General features: G+C 72.2%; 22 protein-coding genes. 13 read left to right on the forward strand and 9 right to left on the reverse strand.

Translation table 11 applies throughout. The features are described 5' to 3' along the window. Nucleotides 1-270 precede the first annotated feature (270 nt). The 7 genes from OG386_RS21650 (at nucleotide 271) to OG386_RS21680 (ending at nucleotide 5,738) form a co-directional block, all read left to right on the forward strand. Complete coding sequence (locus OG386_RS21650) at nucleotides 271-1,680, forward strand: MBL fold metallo-hydrolase (RefSeq protein WP_328789519.1); 1,410 nt, start codon at nucleotides 271-273, stop codon at nucleotides 1,678-1,680. Between the two features lie 65 nt (nucleotides 1,681-1,745). Next, nucleotides 1,746-2,120: a rhodanese-like domain-containing protein gene (locus OG386_RS21655; protein WP_328789520.1), complete on the forward strand. Its 375-nt coding sequence runs from the start codon at nucleotides 1,746-1,748 to the stop codon at nucleotides 2,118-2,120. After that, on the forward strand, nucleotides 2,117-2,869 hold the full coding sequence (locus OG386_RS21660; RefSeq protein ID WP_328789521.1) for a sulfite exporter TauE/SafE family protein: 753 nt from the start codon (nucleotides 2,117-2,119) through the stop codon (nucleotides 2,867-2,869). The genes OG386_RS21655 and OG386_RS21660 overlap by 4 nt, the downstream gene beginning before the upstream one ends. A gap of 94 nt (nucleotides 2,870-2,963) precedes the next feature. Beyond that, complete coding sequence (locus OG386_RS21665) at nucleotides 2,964-3,536, forward strand: rhodanese-like domain-containing protein (protein ID WP_328789522.1); 573 nt, start codon at nucleotides 2,964-2,966, stop codon at nucleotides 3,534-3,536. 65 nt (nucleotides 3,537-3,601) lie between these two features. Continuing rightward, on the forward strand, nucleotides 3,602-3,868 hold the full coding sequence (locus OG386_RS21670; protein ID WP_030010943.1) for a metal-sensitive transcriptional regulator: 267 nt from the start codon (nucleotides 3,602-3,604) through the stop codon (nucleotides 3,866-3,868). 192 nt (nucleotides 3,869-4,060) lie between these two features. Then, complete coding sequence (locus OG386_RS21675; RefSeq protein ID WP_328789523.1) at nucleotides 4,061-5,032, forward strand: CAP domain-containing protein; 972 nt, start codon at nucleotides 4,061-4,063, stop codon at nucleotides 5,030-5,032. A gap of 241 nt (nucleotides 5,033-5,273) precedes the next feature. Then, on the forward strand, nucleotides 5,274-5,738 hold the full coding sequence (locus OG386_RS21680; protein ID WP_328789524.1) for a DUF1772 domain-containing protein: 465 nt from the start codon (nucleotides 5,274-5,276) through the stop codon (nucleotides 5,736-5,738). A gap of 36 nt (nucleotides 5,739-5,774) precedes the next feature. On the opposite strand, the gene OG386_RS21685 is transcribed toward OG386_RS21680, so the two are convergent. After that, nucleotides 5,775-6,365 carry a TetR/AcrR family transcriptional regulator gene (locus OG386_RS21685; protein WP_328789525.1) on the reverse strand — a complete coding sequence of 197 codons (591 nt, stop codon included), beginning with the start codon at nucleotides 6,363-6,365 and terminating at the stop codon, nucleotides 5,775-5,777. Nucleotides 6,366-6,413: 48 nt separating this feature from the next. Between OG386_RS21685 and OG386_RS21690 the strand changes: the two genes are divergently transcribed. Beyond that, nucleotides 6,414-7,247 (forward strand): alpha/beta fold hydrolase, encoded by an 834-nt coding sequence (locus tag OG386_RS21690; RefSeq protein ID WP_328789526.1) that lies wholly within the window; start codon nucleotides 6,414-6,416, stop codon nucleotides 7,245-7,247. Nucleotides 7,248-7,324: 77 nt separating this feature from the next. Here OG386_RS21690 and OG386_RS21695 read toward each other — a convergent pair whose 3' ends face one another. From OG386_RS21695 to OG386_RS21710, 4 genes are read right to left on the reverse strand one after another with little or no spacing between them, the layout of a single operon-like run. Then, a complete protein-coding gene (locus tag OG386_RS21695; protein WP_328789527.1) occupies nucleotides 7,325-7,813 on the reverse strand; it encodes an iron chaperone in 489 nt (162 codons plus the stop codon). Between the two features lie 49 nt (nucleotides 7,814-7,862). Then, nucleotides 7,863-8,486 (reverse strand): glyoxalase, encoded by a 624-nt coding sequence (locus OG386_RS21700; protein ID WP_328789528.1) that lies wholly within the window; start codon nucleotides 8,484-8,486, stop codon nucleotides 7,863-7,865. A 10-nt stretch (nucleotides 8,487-8,496) separates the two neighbouring features. Next, nucleotides 8,497-8,940 carry a helix-turn-helix transcriptional regulator gene (locus OG386_RS21705; RefSeq protein ID WP_328789529.1) on the reverse strand — a complete coding sequence of 148 codons (444 nt, stop codon included), beginning with the start codon at nucleotides 8,938-8,940 and terminating at the stop codon, nucleotides 8,497-8,499. Between the two features lie 55 nt (nucleotides 8,941-8,995). Next, entirely contained in the window at nucleotides 8,996-9,406 is a 411-nt protein-coding gene (locus tag OG386_RS21710) for a VOC family protein (RefSeq protein ID WP_030011646.1), read from the reverse strand. 411 nt (nucleotides 9,407-9,817) lie between these two features. Between OG386_RS21710 and OG386_RS21715 the strand changes: the two genes are divergently transcribed. Then, complete coding sequence (locus tag OG386_RS21715; RefSeq protein ID WP_328789530.1) at nucleotides 9,818-11,665, forward strand: galactose oxidase early set domain-containing protein; 1,848 nt, start codon at nucleotides 9,818-9,820, stop codon at nucleotides 11,663-11,665. Between the two features lie 96 nt (nucleotides 11,666-11,761). Here the strand turns inward: OG386_RS21715 and OG386_RS21720 are convergent, their stop codons facing one another. Next, complete coding sequence (locus OG386_RS21720) at nucleotides 11,762-12,232, reverse strand: MarR family winged helix-turn-helix transcriptional regulator (protein ID WP_328789531.1); 471 nt, start codon at nucleotides 12,230-12,232, stop codon at nucleotides 11,762-11,764. Nucleotides 12,233-12,331: 99 nt separating this feature from the next. Here OG386_RS21720 and OG386_RS21725 point away from each other — a divergent pair, with 99 nt between their 5' ends. Both OG386_RS21725 and OG386_RS21730 read left to right on the forward strand, forming a co-directional pair. After that, a complete protein-coding gene (locus tag OG386_RS21725) occupies nucleotides 12,332-13,174 on the forward strand; it encodes an NAD(P)H-binding protein (RefSeq protein ID WP_328789532.1) in 843 nt (280 codons plus the stop codon). Nucleotides 13,175-13,217: 43 nt separating this feature from the next. Continuing rightward, nucleotides 13,218-13,646, forward strand: coding sequence for a MarR family winged helix-turn-helix transcriptional regulator (locus OG386_RS21730; protein ID WP_328789533.1), 429 nt, complete (start codon nucleotides 13,218-13,220; stop codon nucleotides 13,644-13,646). Here the strand turns inward: OG386_RS21730 and OG386_RS21735 are convergent. From OG386_RS21735 to OG386_RS21745, 3 genes are all read right to left on the reverse strand, one after another. After that, entirely contained in the window at nucleotides 13,609-15,096 is a 1,488-nt protein-coding gene (locus OG386_RS21735; protein ID WP_328789534.1) for an MFS transporter, read from the reverse strand. The two genes, OG386_RS21730 and OG386_RS21735, sit on opposite strands and share 38 nt — an antisense overlap. A 108-nt stretch (nucleotides 15,097-15,204) precedes the next feature. Beyond that, nucleotides 15,205-15,690, reverse strand: a complete 486-nt coding sequence (locus OG386_RS21740; protein ID WP_328789535.1) for a MarR family winged helix-turn-helix transcriptional regulator — start codon at nucleotides 15,688-15,690, stop codon at nucleotides 15,205-15,207. 101 nt (nucleotides 15,691-15,791) lie between these two features. Next, complete coding sequence (locus OG386_RS21745; protein WP_328789536.1) at nucleotides 15,792-16,181, reverse strand: SHOCT domain-containing protein; 390 nt, start codon at nucleotides 16,179-16,181, stop codon at nucleotides 15,792-15,794. Nucleotides 16,182-16,294: 113 nt separating this feature from the next. On the opposite strand from OG386_RS21745, the gene OG386_RS21750 reads away from it, so the two are divergent. Together OG386_RS21750 and OG386_RS21755 are read left to right on the forward strand one after the other, a co-directional pair. Then, nucleotides 16,295-16,843, forward strand: a complete 549-nt coding sequence (locus OG386_RS21750) for a potassium channel family protein (protein ID WP_328789537.1) — start codon at nucleotides 16,295-16,297, stop codon at nucleotides 16,841-16,843. Nucleotides 16,844-16,898: 55 nt separating this feature from the next. Continuing rightward, the gene (locus OG386_RS21755; protein WP_328789538.1) at nucleotides 16,899-18,284 is read left to right on the forward strand and encodes a chloride channel protein; all 1,386 of its coding nucleotides are present in this window, start codon (nucleotides 16,899-16,901) and stop codon (nucleotides 18,282-18,284) included. The last annotated feature ends 60 nt before the right edge of the window (nucleotides 18,285-18,344 follow it).

Consider the following 18,344-nt stretch of genomic DNA (forward strand, 5'->3'; position numbering starts at 1 on the left):
AAGTACTACGCATGGATCTTCCTCCTGGGTTCCGGTTCCCGTCGTGGAGATCGCCGCTCCGGAGTCCATCGACGACGACCTGCCCGTCGACGCCCTCCCGCGTGCTCCCCCGCGCCCGCCGGGGCGGACCGGCTGCGGATCTGGGCCGGCGGCCGGGTAGCCGCCGGGTGAGAGCCGGCTCTCCGAGCCGGCAAAAATACCCCCGGGGGTACCCGTGTTACGCTCGAAATATACCCCCGGGGGTAATCGTCGAACGAAAGGAGCAACCGCGTGTTCTTCATCGACACCATCGAGACCGAGGGACTCGGCAACCGCAGCTACCTGGCGGGCGGCGCCGCAACCGCGGCGGTCGTCGACCCGCCCCGCGACATCGACCGGGTCATCGCGGCGGCTGCCGCACGCGGGGTGCGGATCTCCCACGTGGTGGAGACCCACCTGCACAACGACTACGTCACCGGCGGCCTGGACCTGGCCCGCCTGACCGGCGCCGCGTACCTGGTGCCGGCCGGTGCCCGCGTCTCCTTCGCCCGGACACCGGTGGCCGACGGCGACACGGTGGGCGTCGACGACGGCATCGCGCTGCGGGCGCTGGCCACCCCCGGCCACACCCCCCACCACACCTCCTACGTGCTGGAAGAGCACGGCCGGGTGGCGGCGGTCTTCACCGGTGGTTCGCTGTTGATCGGCTCGGTGGGCCGCCCCGACCTGGTCGAACCACGCCTGACCGAGGAGCTGGCCCGCGCCCAGCACGCCTCCGCCCACCGTCTGGCCGCCGAGCTCCCCGACGAGACGGCCGTGCTGCCCACCCACGGGTTCGGCAGCTTCTGCTCCTCCTCCCAGTCCGAGGGCGACGCCACCACCATCGGCAAGGAGAAGGGCGTCAACGACGCCCTGGTCAAGGACGTCGACCGGTTCGTCTGCGACCTACTGGCCGGTCTGGAGGACGTACCCGCCTACTACGCCCACATGGGCCCGGCCAACGCCGCGGGCCCGGATCCGGTGGACCTGAGCACTCCGCCCCTGACGGACGCCGCCGACATCGCCGAGCGCCTGGCGGCCGGGGAATGGGTGGTCGACCTGCGCAACCGGATCGCGTTCGCCGAAGGGCACGTCGCGGGCTCGTTCAACTTCGAGGCCGACGGAAAGCTCGCCACTTACCTCGCCTGGATGATCCCCTGGGGCAAGCCCGTCACCCTGCTCGCGGAGTCACCCGCCCAGCTCGCCGCCGCCCAGCGCGAACTGGTCCGCGTCGGCATCGACCGGCCCGCGGCGGCGGCCACCGGCACGCCCGGCGACTGGATACCCGAAGGGCACGGCCCGCGCTCCTTCCCCCGCGCCACCTTCGCCGACCTCGCCGACCTCGCCGACCGGGGCACCCGGGGCACCCGGGGCACCCGGGGTACCGACTCCACGACGGTCGTCCTGGACGTGCGCCGCGATTCGGAGCGCGCCCAGGGGTGGATCGCGGGGTCCGTGCACATCCCCGTCCACGACCTGCACCGGCGCCTGACCGAGGTCCCGCCCGGCACGGTGTGGGTGCACTGCGCCGGCGGGATGCGCGCAGCGATCGCCGCCTCCCTGCTGGACGCCGCCGGACGTGACGTCGTCGCCGTCGACGACTCCTTCGACGCCGCCCGCGAGGCCGGCCTGCCCCTCACCGACGGCCAGCGGGACCTCTGAACCCGCACTCCCGCACCCCCGCAAGCCCGTACTCCTCCTGCCCCATCGACCCGGAAGGAAGACGGATGTTCCTCTTCCGCCGCGGCCCCGCCCGCGTCAGCCCCGCCCGCGTCACCCCCGCCCAGGCCCACCAGCGCACCGCCGACGGCGCCGCCGTGCTCCTCGACGTGCGCGAGCAGGCCGAGTGGAACGCCGGACACGCCCCCGGTGCCGTCCACGCCCCGCTCTCCCGCCTCGTCGCCGGCGCCGCCCTGCCCGCGATCGCCCAGGGCCGGCCGCTGGTGGTGATCTGCCGTTCCGGACACCGTTCCCGGCGGGCCGCCGAGCTGTTGACCGGCCGCGGGGGCGACGCGGTCGACGTGACGGGTGGCATGAACGCCTGGGCCCGTGCCGGGCTGCCGGTCGTCGACGCACGCGGAAGCAGCGGCCGAACAGCGTGAGCACGCTCATCCTGGCCCTCGCCGCCGGGGCCGTCATCGGACTCGCCCTCGGGGCACTGGGCGGCGGCGGCAGTGTCCTGGCCGTCCCGGCCCTGATCTACCTCCTGGGCTTCACCCCGGCTGCCGCCACCACCGCATCCCTGATCATCGTCACCGCCACGTCCGCCACCGCCCTCTACGCCCACGCCACGTCCGGCAACGTCCGCTGGAAGACGGGCGCCCTGTTCGCGGCGGCCGGCATCCCGCCCGCCCTCGCCGCCGCCACCCTGGCCAGCCGCGTTCCCGAACCGGTCCTGACCGCGGCGTTCGCCGCCACGGCCGGCCTCGCCGCCTGGCGCATGTTCGCCGCCCCCGACCCCGCCCCCGGGCGGCAGCCCCGGCCCGTCCGGCCCGCGCGGGCCGCCGGGGCGGGTGCCGGACTCGGCTCGATCACCGGCTTCCTCGGCGTCGGCGGCGGCTTCCTCGCCGTCCCCGCCCTCGTCTCCGTACTGGGCCTGCGCATGCGGGCCGCCGTCGGCACCAGCCTCCTGGTCATCACCGTCAACTCCCTCGCCGCACTCGCCGCCCGCACGGGCACGCACACCCCGCTGCACTGGGCGGTCATCGCCCCCTTCACCGGAGCGGCCGTCCTCGGAGCCTGGGACGGCAAGCGCCTCGCCGCCAAGATCTCCGGACCCGCCCTCCAGCGGACCTTCGCGGCCGTCCTCCTGGCCGTCGCCGCCCTCATGCTCACCGACGCCCTCCACTGACCCCGTGGCCCGCCCCCCTCGACCACACCCCCGTAAATACCCCCGGGGGCATCAAGGAGCGGGTCCCCTTCCGACAAGGACGGAACACAGCACCATGGCCCACCCCCACACCCTCGACGCCCACCAGGCCCACAGCCGCCTGGGTGACCTGATCGTCCTGGACGTCCGCACCCCCGGCGAATACGCCACCGGCCACCTCCCCGGCGCCCTCAACATCCCGCTCGACCAGCTGACCCGCGCCCTGCCCGACCTTCGCGAGGTCGCTGCCCGCAGCGACGTCCTCGTCGTCTGCGCATCCGGCACCCGCGCCGAGAACGCCCGCACGACCCTCGCCGACCACGGCATCACCGCCAGCACCCTCACCGGAGGCACCGGAGCCTGGTCCGACGGCGGACTCGCCCTCCACCACCCCGAAGACAACCGGCACGCCACCTGGAACATGGAACGCCAGGTCCGCTTCACCGCCGGCGCCGTCGTCCTGACCGGCCTCACCCTCGGCCGCCTGCGCCCCGCCTTCCGCCTCGCCTCCGCGGGCATCGCCGGCGGACTGGTCTACTCGGCCCTCACCAACACCTGCGGCATGGCGGCGCTCCTCGCCAAGCTCCCCCACAACCGCCCTCGCCGGGGCGACCTCGAAGCCGCCCTCGCCACCCTCCGCAGCCACTGACACCCACCGACCGGATACCCCCTGGGGTACCATCGGGGGAGAGCACACGAGGCCAGGAGGCACCTGTGAAAGTCGACGACGACGCAGTCAACGCAGTCCTCAACCGCCTGCGCCGCGCCCAGGGCCAGCTCGCGGGCGTCATCGCCATGATCGAAGCCGGCCGCGACTGCAAGGACGTCGTCACCCAACTCGCCGCCGTCTCCAAGGCCCTGGACCGCGCTGGCTTCAAGATCGTGGCCAGCGGCATGCGCCAGTGCATGACCAACGCCGACGAGAACCAGGCCCCCATGACCGAAGAAGAACTCGAAAAGCTCTTCCTCGCCCTCGCCTGACCGGCACACCGAAACGGCCCGGCCCCTCCGAGGGGCCGGGCCGCGGCGCACGCACGCACGCCACGATCACGAGCTGCGCCCGGCCGCACACCACCGGCAGGCACGTTCCCGCGAGAAAAGTGTTATCTCCGCGCGCCTCACGGGTCTCCTTCAATGTCAGGCCAGGTGGGCCGTCACCTTCGAGGAGATGCGATGCGGTATCACGACGATGAGTTCACGTACGGCGCGGACGCGAACGCAGCGGCGGACGTGAACGTGGACGTGGACGGTGCTGGTTCCGGGTCGGGCCGGCGCGGGCGGGCGCGCGCCGCGAACAAGGCGGCCGGTGGCCACCGCAAGAGCCGTCGCCGGACTCCCCTGATGGCAGCGGCCGCCGTGGTCCTGCTGGCCGGGGTCGGGAGCGGCTACGCCCTCATATCCGGCGGGGCCCCGGAACGCACTGCGGCGACGGGCTCCCCCTCCGCGCTCGCCGGCCGTCCGGACGCGGTGGACGGCCCGCCGACCGCCACGGCGGATCCGGCCGCCGGCGCCGGACCCGCGGCGGCCGACGGTACGGCGAGCCCGAGCGCCGCCGCGTCCGCATCCGCATCGGCCCCCGCATCCACAGCCGCATCCGCGCCCGCCGCGCAGGCGAAGGACGCGGAGCAGCGCTCCGCAGCGACGGCCACGGAGCGCACTGCCAAGCCCACCGCGCCCCCGACCCGCAGCACCTCGGGGAACGGTCCGACCGGACCGGACCCCAAGGTGCCCGGCCCCCGCACCTCGACGCAGGACGTCGCCACGGCCCAGTCGCTGTCCCTGCAGCTGCTCAACAACGAACGGGCCGCCGTCGGCCGGCCCCCGCTCGCGCTCAAGCAGGACCTCAGCGACTTCGCCCGCAAGTGGGCCGAGCACATGAGGAACAACGGGTTCGCCCACTCCTCGTCGGCGGACCGCGCCTACCTGAAGACGGGCTCGCGCACCTGGACCGGCGAGAACATCGTCTGGTTCAGCGATGCTTCGATGACCGCCCAGGAAGCCGCCGAGAAGTTCCAGTCGATGTGGCGCCACAGCTCCGGGCACTACAAGGCGCAGGTCAACCCGGACTTCACCGAGGTCGGCGTGGGCCTCTACCGCGACTCCTCGGGCTGGTGGGGCGTGCACAACTTCTCCGACGGCAAGTGACACGCGCGCAGGGCCCGGTCCTGCCGAGGCGGAAGTGATCCCGTGGCCGAACCCCTGAAGCAGCCCCGGGGGGCCGGCCTCGGATAGTCGGCCCTTATCCCTACGAGAAGGACTCGCTCTTGGACTTGGTGCGGGGCAGCCCGGACCCTTGTGCACGGGGGCATGCCTGCGCCCGTCGCGGCGTCGGCGGAACTACCGCCGCCCGCCCGCCGTGAGCACCGACACACAGGAGCCGACGAACATGCGCACACGCCTTCTGCTGGGCCTGGCCCTCCTCTCCACCGGACTCCTCGCCGGCGCGTTCGGTTACGGGGCGGCCAACCTCGTACCCACCTTCAACGCGGTACCGCTCGACATACGGCTGTCGTTCCACACCGAACTGATGAAGATGAACGGCATCACCATGCAGGCGGCGATGGGCGTGTCGATCGTCAGCTCGCTGGCCCTCACCGCCGTGACGCGCGGCCGTACGCGGCTGCTCGCGGGCGGGGCCGGCCTGCTGGCCCTGACGTCCCTCCTGGTCACCCGGTTCGGCAACGTCCCGATCAACAGCCGGATCAAGGACTGGGCGCACGGCTCGGCCCCGGTCGATCACACGGAGATCCTGCAGCGCTGGGAGATCTTCAACGACATCCGCACCGCCGCCGCCGTGGTCGCGTTCGCGCTCCTGATCTTCTCCGCCCTGAGGACCCCGGCCCGCGACTGACCCCACCCGCAGGGGCCCGGCCGCCCCGACCGCGCCCTACGACCCGGACTGCGCCGCGCGGACGACGGCCGTCGCGGCCCGGGACGCGGCCAGTACCGGATCGGTGCTCCGCGCGGCACGGCCGAGCATGAACGCGCCCTCCAGCAGGGCGATCACCGAGCTCGCGGTCTCGTGCGCGGCGGGCTCGGCGATACCGCCGGCGCGGTAGAAGGCGGCGAGGCCGTCCGTCCAGCTGGCGAAGACCTCGGCGGTGGCCAGCCGCAACCCTTCATGGGTGCCGGCCACTTCCAGCGCGATGGTGGCGATGGGGCACGGGTCGGTGAAGTCGAGCTCGCGCAAGGTCTGCGCCGCGGCGGTGAACGCGTCGCGGGTGACGGCGGCCGGGTCCGCGCCCTGCGTCGGGGAGAAGAGGTCGGCGATCAGTTCCAGGTAGGCCGCACCCGACGTACGGATCACCTCCTCGCCCAACTGCGCCTTGCCTCCGGGGAAGAAGTGGTAGGCCGAGCCGTACGGAGCGTCGGCCGCCGCGACGATCTGCTTCATACCGCTGGCCGCGTAGCCCTGGAGCCGGAACAGTTCGGTCGCGGCGGTGACGATGCGCGCTCTGGTGTCGCCCGTGGTTCTCACGCTCGATAGTCTCTCACTAGATCGGTCTATCTAGTCGGAGGTAGCACCTTGCCCGAAATCGAACTGAGCGCAGGCGTCATCGACTTCACCGACACGGGCGGGGACGGAGAGGTCGTGGTGCTCGTCCACGGGCTCGGCTTCGACGAGTCGGTCTGGGACCAGGTGGTGCGGGAACTGCGGCCCGATCTAAGGGTGGTGGTGCCCGTACTGCCGATCGGCAGCCACCGCAGGCCGATGCGGCCGGACGCGGACCTTTCGGCGCACGGGATCGCCGCGCTCCTGGCCGAGTTCCTGGAACGCCTCGACCTGCGCGACGTCACCCTCGTCCAGAACGACGCGGGCACGGCCCAGCTCCTGGTGGGCGTGCGCGACGAACGCATCGGCCGCCTGGTGCTCACCTCGTGCGAGGCCCTGGACAACTACCCGCCGGGCATCCAGGGCCGGACCCTGCACGCGGCCTCCCGCGTCCCGGGCGGCCTGTTCCTGCTGCTGCAGTCCTTCCGCGTCCCCTTCCTCGTACGGATGGGGAGCTCGCTGGGCGGGATGGCGCAGCGGCCGATCCCGTACGCGCTGGTCCGGCGCTGGTACCGGCCCCTGCTCAGCCGGCGCGCGATCCGTCGGGACCTCGCCAAGTTCTGCCGCAGCACCCGGAAGGACACCTACCTCGAGGCCGCGGAGAAGCTCGCGGACTTCGACCGGCCCGCGCTGGTCGCCTGGGGGGCCGAGGACCGCATGATGCCGCCCGCCACGGGCCGTCGGCTCGCCGAACTGCTGCCGCAGGGGCGGTACGTGGAGATCCCCGAGGCGGGCACGCTCGTCCAGCTGGACAATCCCGGGGCCCTCTGCGCGGAGTTGCGCCGTTTCATCCGGGAGACCGCCTGAGGCCGGTCCGTAGCCGCCGCCTGCCGGAGGGTGCCCGGACCGGCCGGCGGGGGCCGGGTGGCCGGGGGCCGGACGGGTCAGCCGACGGCCTTCTTGATGAGCTCGGCGATCAGCGTCTCGTCGGCCGGGGTCAGCTTCGTCAGGGCGTACGAGGTCGGCCACATCGTGCCCTCGTCCAGGCGGGCCGGGTCGCTGAAGCCGAGGGTGGCGTACCGGGTCTTGAACTTCTGCGCGCTCTGGAAGAAGCAGAGGACCTTGCCGGCCTTGGCGTACGCGGGCATCCCGTACCAGAGCTTCGGGGAGAGGTCCGGGGCTGCGGCCCGGATGAGGGCGTGGAGCCGTTCGGCGAGGACGCGGTCCGCGTCCTCCATCTCGGCGATCTTCGCCAGGACCTCCACCTCCGGATCCGGCGTGGCGGCACGCGGACCGCGGCGCCCGGCGGCCCTCAGCTCCTGGGCACGCTGCTTGATCGCGTCCCGTTCCGCATCCGTGAACCCGTCGGCCTGCTCCTCGGCCGCGCCGGTGGCCGCGCCGGTGTTCCTCGTCGACGTCTGCGTGCCCTTCATGTGCGGGTTCCTCTCTCGCGGAGCTCGATCGGGTGGTGCCGGTCGGGGATCAGGCGGTGGTGGCCGGTACCGCGGCCTCCCACGCGAAGCCGTCGGGGTCGGTGAAGGGCCCGCCGGCGCCGCCGATCACGAGCCGGTGGGAGCCGGACCCGTCGATCGGGACACCGACGTCCTTGGCCAGGGCGCGGCGCCCGTACAGCGCCACCTTGAAGGGACTCGACGGGGCGGCGAACTCGACGTACTTGCTGCCGAAGCTCCTGGCGACGGCGAGGCCGCGGTCGACGTAGAACCGCTTGCTCGCGGACATGTCGGCGACCCCCAGCAGGAGCACGACGTCGTCGATCCGCCCGGTGGCCGGGCCGGTGTCCCGCTTCGCGGACGTCGCGAGCTTCCAGATCGTCCCGTCCGGGGCCTGTACGACCGCGCCGTAGCCCCAGAACGACTTCGAAGCGGGCTTCAAAGAGGTGGCGCCGGCCTCCAGGGCGGCGCCGGCGAGGGCGTCCACGTCGGCCGGCCGGGGGACGGTGAGCGAGAGCGCGAACCCGCGGAAGCCGGTCGTCGGTGCTTCCGAGGTCCGCAGGCGGACCTGCACGTCCGGAGCGAAGGCGGTGTAGAAGTGGTGGGCGGCCGTGGTGTCGGCCACCTCAAGGGTGAGGGTTTCGATGGAGGCCATGAACATCACGCTAGGTCTGGGACCGGGGCGGACGCTTCTCGAATCCTGACCGGTTCGGCCGGTTCGGCTGGTACGGCCGGTTCGGCCGGCCGTCGCGCGGATACGCGTCGGGCGCCGTGCCGACCAGCTCCGTGAAGCGGGTGGTGAAGATGCCCGGCGTCGGGCAGCCCACCGCGCGGCGGACCTCGGTGACGCTGAGGTCGCCACCGCGCAGCAGGGCCGTCGCGCGCTCGATGCGGCGCGCCGTCAGGTAGGCGTACGGGGACGCACCGTACGCGAGCCGGAACTGGCGGCCGAGGTGCCCGGCCGCCATGTCCGCGGCGCGGGCGAGCTCCTCGACGTCCAGCGGGCGGGCGTGCTCCCGGTCGATCCGGTCCCGGACGCGGCGCAGCCGCGCCAGGTCCTTCAGGTGCGACGCCTCGATCAGTGCCTGTCTCCACGCAGGACGACACATGGCGGATCCCCCTTCGTCGGTTTCGTCGATTTCGTCGATTCGTCGGTGGAACCGCTCAGCGGAGTTCTTGGATGCGGATCAGGTTGCCCGCGGGGTCACGGAAGGCGCAGTCGCGGACGCCGTACGGCTGCTCGGTCGGCTCCTGGACGACCTCGGCGTCGCCGGCCTGGATCTTCTCGAAGGTGCTGTCGAGGTTCTTGGTGGCGAGGAGGATCCAGCCGTAGGTGCCCTTCGCCATCATCTCGGCGATGGTGCGGCGCTCCGCCTCGGTGACACCGGGGTCGACGGCCGGCGGGGCGAGGAGGATCGACGTGCCGGGCTGGTCGGCGGGTCCGACCGTGATCCAGCGCATCTTGCCCTGGCCGACGTCGCTGCGGACCTCGAAGCCGAGGACGTCGCGGTAGAAGGCCACGGCGGCGTCCGGGTCGTCCTGCGGAAGGGTGCTCATGTGAATGCTGATGTCCATGCCCGTCACGTTAACTGCGCCTGGACCAAGGGGGCTTCTCGAATCCTGACCGATCCGGGCCCCGTCTTCCGACCCCTCCCTTCCGCCCCCTCCTGCGGGCCTCGGTCGCGGCCCGCAGGAGGGGCGGGAACCGGCCCGCGCCGGGACGGCGGCGACCCGGTTCGCCGAGGGGCCGACCGGGGTCCGTGATCACCACGGGTTGCGGCCGGGCGGGGGACCGGGAGGCGGTCCTTCGGACCGCCGTCGGCGCAGCTCAGGGCGGTGCCTTCACCCGGGCGGCCCGAAGCTCGGACGATCTTCCCGGTGTGCGGCGCCCGACGCGTCGGCATAGGTCTGTGTGCGTAGGCGTCGTAGGCGCCCTGTGCCCCCACACGGGCACCCGCCGCTCCAGCACCCCTGGTGAGGAGTCACATGTCACGTATCAAGCGCCGATCCGCGCGACGATCAGCTCCCCGAGCCGCCCGCCGCGCTGCCCGCCGGGCCGCGATCTCCGTGCTCGCTGCCACCGCCGCCCTGGTCACCGCCGTCCCGGCAGTCGCGCACGACGGTTCGGCCCGCCCCGAGGAAAAAGCGGCCCTCGGCGCCGAACACGCCCAGGAACATACGAAGGTCCGCGAGCAGCTCCTCAAGCTGGGCGGGTACTCCCAGCTCGCCCGGATCGACAGCCTGAACTCACTGACCCGGTCCCAGGCGGACGTGAACGCCCGCTTCCACCCCAAGGCGTTCGGGCAGTTCGCCGAGTACTTCCAGTCCCCGGACTTCGCCGCCCACATCGCCATGCTCCCGACCGGCAAGGTGCTGCTCTTCTCCTTCGAACGCATGGAGACCGACCCGACCGAGGAGCCCGCACCGACCAACACCCTCGGCAAGGCCAACGCCGGCCGCGCCTTCCTGTGGGACCCGCGCCGCGGCACCGGAGCGGCCGCCTTCAAGCAGGTCACCCCGCCCGAGCTGGTCGTGCCGGACGGCACGGGCGAGAAGCGCCCGGCACCCTTCTTCTGCGCCGGACACGCCTTCCTGCCCAACGGCATGGTCGGCGTCTTCGGCGGCAACCTCGGCTACGGCGGCGGCGCCGGCGCCAAGCTGTCGCTGGTCTTCGACCCGTGGACCGAGAGCTGGTCCGTGAACAAGGACATGGAGGTCGGCCGCTGGTACCCCTCCGTGGCCGCCGCCCCCGACGGCCGCCTGCTGATCATGTCCGGCCACACCGACCAGGGCTGGGGCACCTCCACCTCCGTGATCGAACGCTTCCCCGCCAAGAGCCACCCGGTCCCCTTCGAGAAGACCCTGATCCCGAAGGACGTCCCGACGGACACCCTGCGCGTGGACGCGCCCTTCGGTACCGACAGCGACTACCCGCACCTGTTCACCCTGCGCGACGGCAAGGTCTACGGCCTGGGCCGGCACGCCACCAAGCAGTGGGCCTTCGACCCGGTCGCGGAGACCCGTACGGACCTGCCCGCGCGCCCCGACGGCGTGCACCGCGGCTACGGCTCCGCCGTGCCGCTCCCCGCCGGACTGCGCGGCCCGGACTCCGTGCTGGTCCTCGGCGGCGACCGCGACGACCCCAACACCTACCGGCTCACGAGCGGCGGCGACTGGGAGAAGCAGCAGCCCCGCGCCTTCGGCCGGACGCAGGACGACACCCTGCTGCTCCCGGACGCGAGCCTGCTGACCGTCAACGGCGCCTACGGCATCCGGGACTACGGGAACGGCGACTACAACCCCAAGTCCGATCTGAAGTACCGGCAGATCGAGACCCGCAACGCGCTGGGCGAATGGAAGCTGGGCCCGGCGCAGCGGCTGCCGCGCGGATACCACTCCAACGCCGTCGTCCTCCCGGACGGCCGGGTCATGGTCACCGGTGACGAACTGCAGCAGCTCGCCAACGACCCGAAGATCGACGACGACATGAACGGCAGCATCGAGATCTTCGAGCCGGCCTACCTCCACCAGGGCAGCCGCCCGGCTCTCGACCGCGCCCCCGACGGACCGCTGCGGTACGACACCGCCTTCACCGTGGGAACCTCCACGCCCGACCAGGTCAAGAAGGCCGTCCTGCTGGCCCCGACCACGGCGACGCACTCGCTCAACACCAGCCAGCGCCACCTGGAACTGGGCATCGTCAAGCGGCAGGGGAACAGCCTGCGCCTGCAGGCACCGCCCTCGGCCAACGACGTCCCGCCCGGCTACTACATGCTCTTCCTGCTGGACGAGAACGGGGTACCGAGCGCGGCCAAGTGGGTCTCCTTCCGGTAGCCCACCGGGCCTGGCGCCCCACGACACAGCCCCGGGCCGTCCGCCCGGGGCTGTGGTGTTGCCGTCCGCGGGCGTCCGGCGGTCGTCCGGCGGTCGTCAGCGGTGGCGCAGCGCGTTCTGGGCGTCGACGTACCTCAGCATGAGGCGGGCGAAGTCGAGGCGGTCGCGCTCGCTCCAGTCGGCCGTCACGTACTCGAAGGCCGCGCGCTGGTGGCGCCGGAAGCGGTCCATCATGTCCCGGCCCTCGGGGCTGAGGTGGAGGATCGTGCGGCGGCCGTCCTGCTGGGAGGCGGCGCGGACGAGATAGCCGGCGGAGATGCTGTCGGACACCATGCGGCTGGCCACCGAGGGGTCGACGGCCAGGTACTCGGCCACGGCGCCGACGGTGATCTCGCGGCCGTCCCCCTGCTCGGCCTCCAGGACGATGTTGAGGACCAGGGTGCGGCTGAGGTCCTTCTGCGAGATCGGGTTCTCGACCTCCAGGAGCGAGGAGCGCCGCAGTTTCCCCATCGCCGGGCCCACTGCGTCCAGCAGTTCCTCGTCGGTCGCCGGCTCGTGCTTCGTCATGCCCCTCATCGTACATATGTGAGCTCACGCAGACATGTGTTGACGTGAAAACGTGTGCATGCGAGCATGCATATGCATCAACGAACGAATGGAGCTCTCATGACCATCCTCATCACCGGCGCGCGCGGCAAGGTCGGCCGGGCCGTCATCGACCGGCTGCACTCCGCCGGTCTCCCCGTCCGGGCCGCCAGCGCCCGCCCCGCCGAACTGACCGTCCCGGCCGGCGTCGAGACCGCCGAGCTCGTCCTGGACCGGCCCGAGACCTTCGCCGCCGCACTCCGCGGCGTCCGCCAGGTCTTCCTCTACCCGCAGCCCGCCGGCATCCACGACCTGATCGAGGCCGCCGAAGCCGCCGGGGTCGAGCACGTCGTCCTGCTGTCCTCGTCCTCGGTGCTCGCCCCGGACGCCGAGGACGATCCGCTCGCGAGCCACAGCCTGAAGGTCGAGCGCGCCCTCGCCGACTCCGGTCTGACCTGTACGTTCCTGCGCCCCGACGCCTTCGCCAGCAACTCGCTGGGCTGGGCCTGGCCCGTCGGCCGGTCGATGCCGGTCCAGCTCGCCTACCCGGACGCGCAGATCGCGCCCATCCACCCCGAGGACATCGCCGACATCGCCGCCCTGGCCCTGACCGGGGACTCCCTCACCGGCCGCGCGCTCACCCTGACCGGCTCCGAGTCGCTCTCCTTCCGCGAGCAGCTCGCCGTCCTCTCGGAGACCCTCGGCCGCACCATCCCCGTCGAGCGCATCACCCGTGCCGAGGCGGAAGAGCAGATGGGCCGGCACATGCCCGCCCCGATGGTGTCCTCGCTGCTCGACCTGTGGGAGGCGGCCGACCACGGCCCCGCCGCCCTCGGCGAGACCACCGAGTCCCTGCTCGGCGTACCCGCCCGCACCTACCGGCAGTGGGCCCGCGAGAACGCGGACGCCTTCACCGCCCGCTGACCCGCCGGCCCGCTCGCCCACCGACCTTCCGAAGGAGCAGGACATGAAGCCCATCGGCTACTGGCTCAACCGCACGGACCAGGCCCTGACCGCGTCGATGGACGCCGCGCTGGCCGACTTCGGCCTCACCCGGCTCGGCTGGCAGGTGCTCAATGCCGTCAAGGACGACCCGAAGGCCACCGATTCCGCTGTCCAGACCGCCCTGGCCGTGGGCGCCGACACCGCCGCGCTGCACTCGGCCGTCGCCTCGCTGCTCACCGGCGGCTGGGTGATCCGCCCGCGGCCGGAGGGCCTCGCCCTGACCGACGACGGCCGCGCCCGCCTCGGCGAGGTGGCCCGTCGCGTGGCCGACTTCCGCGAACTGTCGGCGAAGGGGATCACCCGCGAGGAGTACGTCACCGCCGTCACCGTCCTGGAGCGCATGACCCGCAACCTCACCGAGCCGCGGGACGGGTCTGCGGCTCGACCGTGACCGGCCGCGGGGAACCCACCGGGCCGCGCAGTACGGTGCCGGCGATGCCCAGAGCGACCAGGATCAGGGCGGCGCCGACCGCGAAGGCCAGGTGGTAGCCGCCGGTCAGCGCCTCGGGGACGGGAGCACCCGCCGCGGTGAGGGATTCGGTGCGGGAGGCGGCCAGGGTGGAGAGGACCGCGATGCCCAGCGCCATGCCGATCTGTTGGGTGGTGTTGAAGAGCCCGGAGGCCAGGCCCGCGTCGGCCTCCTTCGCACCGGACATGCCCAGCGAAGTCAGCGCGGGGAGGGCGAGGCCGAATCCGGCGGCCAGGAGCATCACGGGCAGCAGGTCGGTGAGGTAGTCCGCCCGCTCGGCCTGACCGGGTACGCGCGTCAGCAGGACGAGTACGCCGACCAGCAGGACCAGACCGGCCAGCAGGACCGTGCGCTCGCCGAAGCGGGAGTTCAGGCGGGCCGAGACGGTGAGCGAGACCAGTCCGATCACGGCGGCGGCCGGCAGCATCGCGAGACCGGTCCCGGACGCGGAGTACCCGAGCACGTTCTGCATGTAGAGCGCGACGAGGATCTGGAAGGAGAACAGCGCGGCGACCATCAGCATCTGGACCAGGTTGGCGCCGAGGACGCTGCGCGAGCGGAAGACGCGCAGCGGCACGAGCGGGTTGCGGGCCGTGGCCTGGCGGACGAGGAAGCCGGCGAGCAGGGCGAGCGCGAGGGCGCCGGACCCGATGGTGCGGGCCGAAGTCGCCCCGTACGTCTCGATCTTGACGACCGTGTAGATCCCGAGCATCAGACCGGACGTGACGAGCAGCGCGCCGAGGGCGTCCGCGCCCGCCCGCAGGCCCAGACCCCGGTCGTCGGGCAGGGCCGGGAGGGCGACGAGGAGCACCGCGATGCCGATGGGCAGGTTGATGAAGAAGATCCAGTTCCAGGTCAGCGCGTCGGTGAGGACACCGCCGAGGACCTGCCCGATCGAGGCGCCGGCCGCGCCGGTGAAGCTGAACACCCCGATGGCGCGGGCCCGTTCGCGCGGCTCCGTGAAGAGGGTGACGAGGATGCCGAGGCTGACGGCGGAGGCCATCGCGCTGCCGGCGCCCTGGAGGAACCGGGCCGCGATCAGGACCTCGGGCGAGGCGGCGAGCCCGGCCAGCAGCGAGGCGGCGGTGAACACCCCGGTGCCCGCCAGGAACATCCGCTTGCGGCCGATCAGGTCGCCGAGACGGCCGGCGAGCAGGAGCAGCGAACCGAAGGCGATGAGATAGGCGTTGACGACCCAGCTCAGCCCGACCGGGGTGAAGCCGAGGTCGCCCTGGATGGCCGGCATCGCGACCGTGACGATGCTGCCGTCGAGGATCGTCATCAGCATTCCGGTGGCCAACACGCCGAGGGCGAGCCGGCGCGAACGCGAAGGGGGAGCGGAAGGGGAGGGGGCGGTAGCGGTGGCGGACACGGCGGTCTCTCCTGTCGTTGGAGGCAACAGGAAGGACCGTAACAGATAGTTTTGTTGCAGACTATCTTTTACAGATCTATAGATCTATCGCTGGGGCACCGCTCCCGACTACCCCTTCTGGCGCGCCCGCCGGGCCGGCCGCGGACCCTCGACGGGAGTCTCCAGATGCCCCGTGACCAGCCGGTTCAATGCCCGCAGCAGCACCTCGCGCTCGTCCTCGGGCAGGGCGCCGAGCGCGCCCTGGTGGACCTGGTCGACGATCTTCTGACTCTCCTTCGCGACCTCCGCCCCCGCCTCGGTCACCGCGATGACCCGGGCCCGCCGGTCGGTGCTGGAGGGCCGGCGCTCGGCGAGACCGGCCTTCTCCAGCGCGTCGACGGTCACCACCATCGTGGTCTTGTCCATGTCGCCGATCTCGGCGAGCTGCGCCTGGGTGCGCTCCTCCTCCAGGGCGTGGACGAGCACGCAGTGCATCCGCGGGGTGAGTCCGATCTCCCCGAGCCGCGCGCTCATCTGCGTGCGCAGCACGTGACTGGTGTGGTCCAGGAGGAAGGACAGGTCCGGTTCGGTGCGCGTGGGTGCCATGGCCGTCATGTCCGCCAGGGTAACGAGAATCGATCCGTCGCGGATTATCGACAACCGAACCACCGAACGACCGGACCACCGGACCACCCGACCACCGCTGCCGCTGCCGCTCAGGCCAGGATCTTGGCCTTGGCCCGGTCGAATTCCTCCTGGGTGATGTCGCCCTTGTCCTTGAGGGCGGAGAGTTTGTGCAGCTCGTCCGCCGAGCCCGACCCGGCCCCGGCCGTCTGCTGCACGTACGCGCGGAAGGCCGCCTGCTGCTCCTGCGCCTGCGTGCGGTCCCGTTCGTGCATGCTGCGCCCGCGGGCGATCAGGTACACGAAGATGCCCAGGAACGGCAGCACCAGCACGAGGATGAGCCAGCCCGCCTTCCCCCAGCCGCCAAGGGTGTGGTCACGGAAGATGTCCGTGATGACCTTGAAGAGGAGGAAGAACCACATGACCCACACGAAGAACCACAGCATCGTCCAGAAGAAGTTGAGAAGCGGGTAGTCGTCCATGCTCGACTCCGATCATGCCCGTGGTCCTTCATTCATACAGGCGACCCCGGCGGTCCGCATGCGGAGGACCGGCTCCGGTCGCGCGCCGGGCTCCGGGCCGTTCTCCTGAAGGCATGGAACGCAACGCAGCCGACCAGCGCCGACGCGTCCTGCTGGGCCACCTCCTGCGCTCGGTGCTCTCGGTCGCCCTCCTCACGGCGCTCTACTACGTGGCGCCCCTGGAGGGCGGGTTCGGCATCGGCACCGTCCTGACGCTCGTGGTCGGCCTGGCGGTGTTCGGGCTGCTGACGGCCTGGCAGATCACCGCCGTCTCCCATGCGCAGTTCCCGCGGATGCGCGCCCTGGAGGCGATGGCCACCGGCGTACCGCTGTTCCTGTTGCTGTTCTCCGCGACGTACTACCTGCTCGGCGAGCAGGACCCCGCTTCTTTCTCGGAGCCGCTGACCCGCACGGACGCCCTCTACTTCACGATCACCACGTTCGCCACCGTGGGATACGGAGACATCGTCGCGACCGACCAGGGCAGCCGGGTGCTGGTCACCTCGCAGATGGTCGCCGACCTGATCCTCATCGGGGTGATCGCCAAAGCACTCGTCGGCGCGATCAAAATCGGCATGACCAGGCGCAGTTCGCAGACCCCGGATCCGGACGACGGGCCCTGAGCGGCGAAGTGCGCCCCCGAGGTGGACCATCGAGGAAGCGGAAAGGAAGTGAGCCATGCCGCAGTCGCGCCCTCGATCGCAGCCGCCCCCCGGCGGAACGCAGCCGCAGGAGGCCGACGTCCTGAGGCAGACCCTCCGCAGCCCCGGTTACCTCAAGTTGCTGTTCTTCTGCGCCCTCATCAGCATCCCGGTGTCCCTCGCGTCGTTCTGGTTCCTCGCCGCGCTGCACAAGATGGAACACGCGATGTGGACGGACCTCCCCGAGGCCCTGGGCTGGGACGCCCCGCCCTGGTGGTGGCCGCTGCCCCTGCTGCTCGTCGCCGGTGTCGTGGTCGGCCTGGTCGTCCCGCACATGCGCGGCAACGGCGGCCACCTCCCCGCGGGCGGCCTGCACACCGGCGGGGCCTCGGCCGGCGCCCTGCCCGGCGTCATCATCGCGGCGGTCGCGAGTCTGCCGCTCGGCGCGATCCTGGGTCCGGAGGCTCCTCTGATCGCCCTCGGCGGCGGGTTGGCCCTGCTCTTCCGCAACCTCGCACAGGCACCGGTGACCCCGCAGGGCACCGCGCTCGTGGGCGCGGCGGGAGCCGCGGCGGCCATCGCCACGATCTTCGGGAATCCGCTGATCGCCGCGGTGCTGCTGATCGAGGTGGCGGGCGTGGGCGGGCCGCAGCTGTTCGCGGTGATGCTGCCGTCCCTGCTGTCCGCCGGGGTCGGGGACCTGGTCTTCACGGGCCTCGGACGCTGGACCGGGCTGCCGATCGGGAGCCTGAAGCTCGAACTGGGCGTACCCGTGCCCCACCTGGACGTGCCGGACGTGTTCTGGGCGGTGCTCATCGCCGCGGCCCTGGCCCTCGCCCTGCACCCGGTGCTGACCGGCGCGCGCGTGATCGCCGCGTACGTCCTCGAACGACCCCTCCTGCGGACCGTCCAGTGCGCGCTGGGCGCCGCGGCCTGCGCCAGCCTCTACGCGCTCATCACCGGTCTCACCCCCGCCGACGTCACCGGGTCGGGCCAGGCACTGATCGGCAGGCTGGCCGCCGACCCGCACGCCTGGGGCGTGGGTGCGCTGATCGGCATCCTCCTCTTCAAGGGCGTCGGCTACGCCATCTGCCTCGGCAGCCTGCGCGGCGGTCCGGTCTTCCCGGCCCTGTGCCTCGGCGCCGTGGCGGGCGTCCTGCTCGGGCCGCTGCCCGGTCTCGGCATCGTGCCCGCGATGGGAGCGGGCATGGCGGCGACCGCCGCCAGCGCGCTGCGGCTGCCCGTGAGCAGCGTGGTGATGGTGGTCCTGATGCTCGGCGGCACCGCGATGATCCCCGTCGTGATCATCGCGTCCGTGGTCGCCTTCGTGGTCACCGAGCTGTTGCCCGTGGGGCCCCCGATCCCCGAGCTGCCCGCCGTACCCGCGAAGCGTGCCGCACTCGCCGAGCCCGCCGCGACGTAGCCGGCCGCAGACGGGGAGGACTCCGCCCGGGATGTCGGGCGGAGTCCTTCCCCGTGCGGT

It is taken from the genome of Streptomyces sp. NBC_00273 (assembly GCF_036178145.1).
In the GTDB taxonomy this organism is placed as follows: Bacteria; Actinomycetota; Actinomycetes; order Streptomycetales; family Streptomycetaceae; genus Streptomyces.

What these genes read in the sequence shown, in the direction of transcription:
- OG386_RS21655 (WP_328789520.1), top strand. Translation starts at nt 1,746, where the DNA reads ATGTTCCTCTTCCGCCGCGGCCCCGCCCGCGTCAGCCCCGCCCGCGTC.
- OG386_RS21665 (WP_328789522.1), top strand. Translation starts at nt 2,964, where the DNA reads ATGGCCCACCCCCACACCCTCGACGCCCACCAGGCCCACAGCCGCCTG.
- OG386_RS21675 (WP_328789523.1), top strand. Translation starts at nt 4,061, where the DNA reads ATGCGGTATCACGACGATGAGTTCACGTACGGCGCGGACGCGAACGCA.
- OG386_RS21680 (WP_328789524.1), top strand. Translation starts at nt 5,274, where the DNA reads ATGCGCACACGCCTTCTGCTGGGCCTGGCCCTCCTCTCCACCGGACTC.
- OG386_RS21695 (WP_328789527.1), bottom strand. Translation starts at nt 7,813, where the DNA reads ATGAAGGGCACGCAGACGTCGACGAGGAACACCGGCGCGGCCACCGGC.
- OG386_RS21700 (WP_328789528.1), bottom strand. Translation starts at nt 8,486, where the DNA reads ATGGCCTCCATCGAAACCCTCACCCTTGAGGTGGCCGACACCACGGCC.
- OG386_RS21705 (WP_328789529.1), bottom strand. Translation starts at nt 8,940, where the DNA reads ATGTGTCGTCCTGCGTGGAGACAGGCACTGATCGAGGCGTCGCACCTG.
- OG386_RS21710 (WP_030011646.1), bottom strand. Translation starts at nt 9,406, where the DNA reads ATGGACATCAGCATTCACATGAGCACCCTTCCGCAGGACGACCCGGAC.
- OG386_RS21715 (WP_328789530.1), top strand. Translation starts at nt 9,818, where the DNA reads ATGTCACGTATCAAGCGCCGATCCGCGCGACGATCAGCTCCCCGAGCC.
- OG386_RS21720 (WP_328789531.1), bottom strand. Translation starts at nt 12,232, where the DNA reads ATGACGAAGCACGAGCCGGCGACCGACGAGGAACTGCTGGACGCAGTG.
- OG386_RS21725 (WP_328789532.1), top strand. Translation starts at nt 12,332, where the DNA reads ATGACCATCCTCATCACCGGCGCGCGCGGCAAGGTCGGCCGGGCCGTC.
- OG386_RS21730 (WP_328789533.1), top strand. Translation starts at nt 13,218, where the DNA reads ATGAAGCCCATCGGCTACTGGCTCAACCGCACGGACCAGGCCCTGACC.
- OG386_RS21740 (WP_328789535.1), bottom strand. Translation starts at nt 15,690, where the DNA reads ATGACGGCCATGGCACCCACGCGCACCGAACCGGACCTGTCCTTCCTC.
- OG386_RS21745 (WP_328789536.1), bottom strand. Translation starts at nt 16,181, where the DNA reads ATGGACGACTACCCGCTTCTCAACTTCTTCTGGACGATGCTGTGGTTC.
- OG386_RS21750 (WP_328789537.1), top strand. Translation starts at nt 16,295, where the DNA reads ATGGAACGCAACGCAGCCGACCAGCGCCGACGCGTCCTGCTGGGCCAC.
- OG386_RS21755 (WP_328789538.1), top strand. Translation starts at nt 16,899, where the DNA reads ATGCCGCAGTCGCGCCCTCGATCGCAGCCGCCCCCCGGCGGAACGCAG.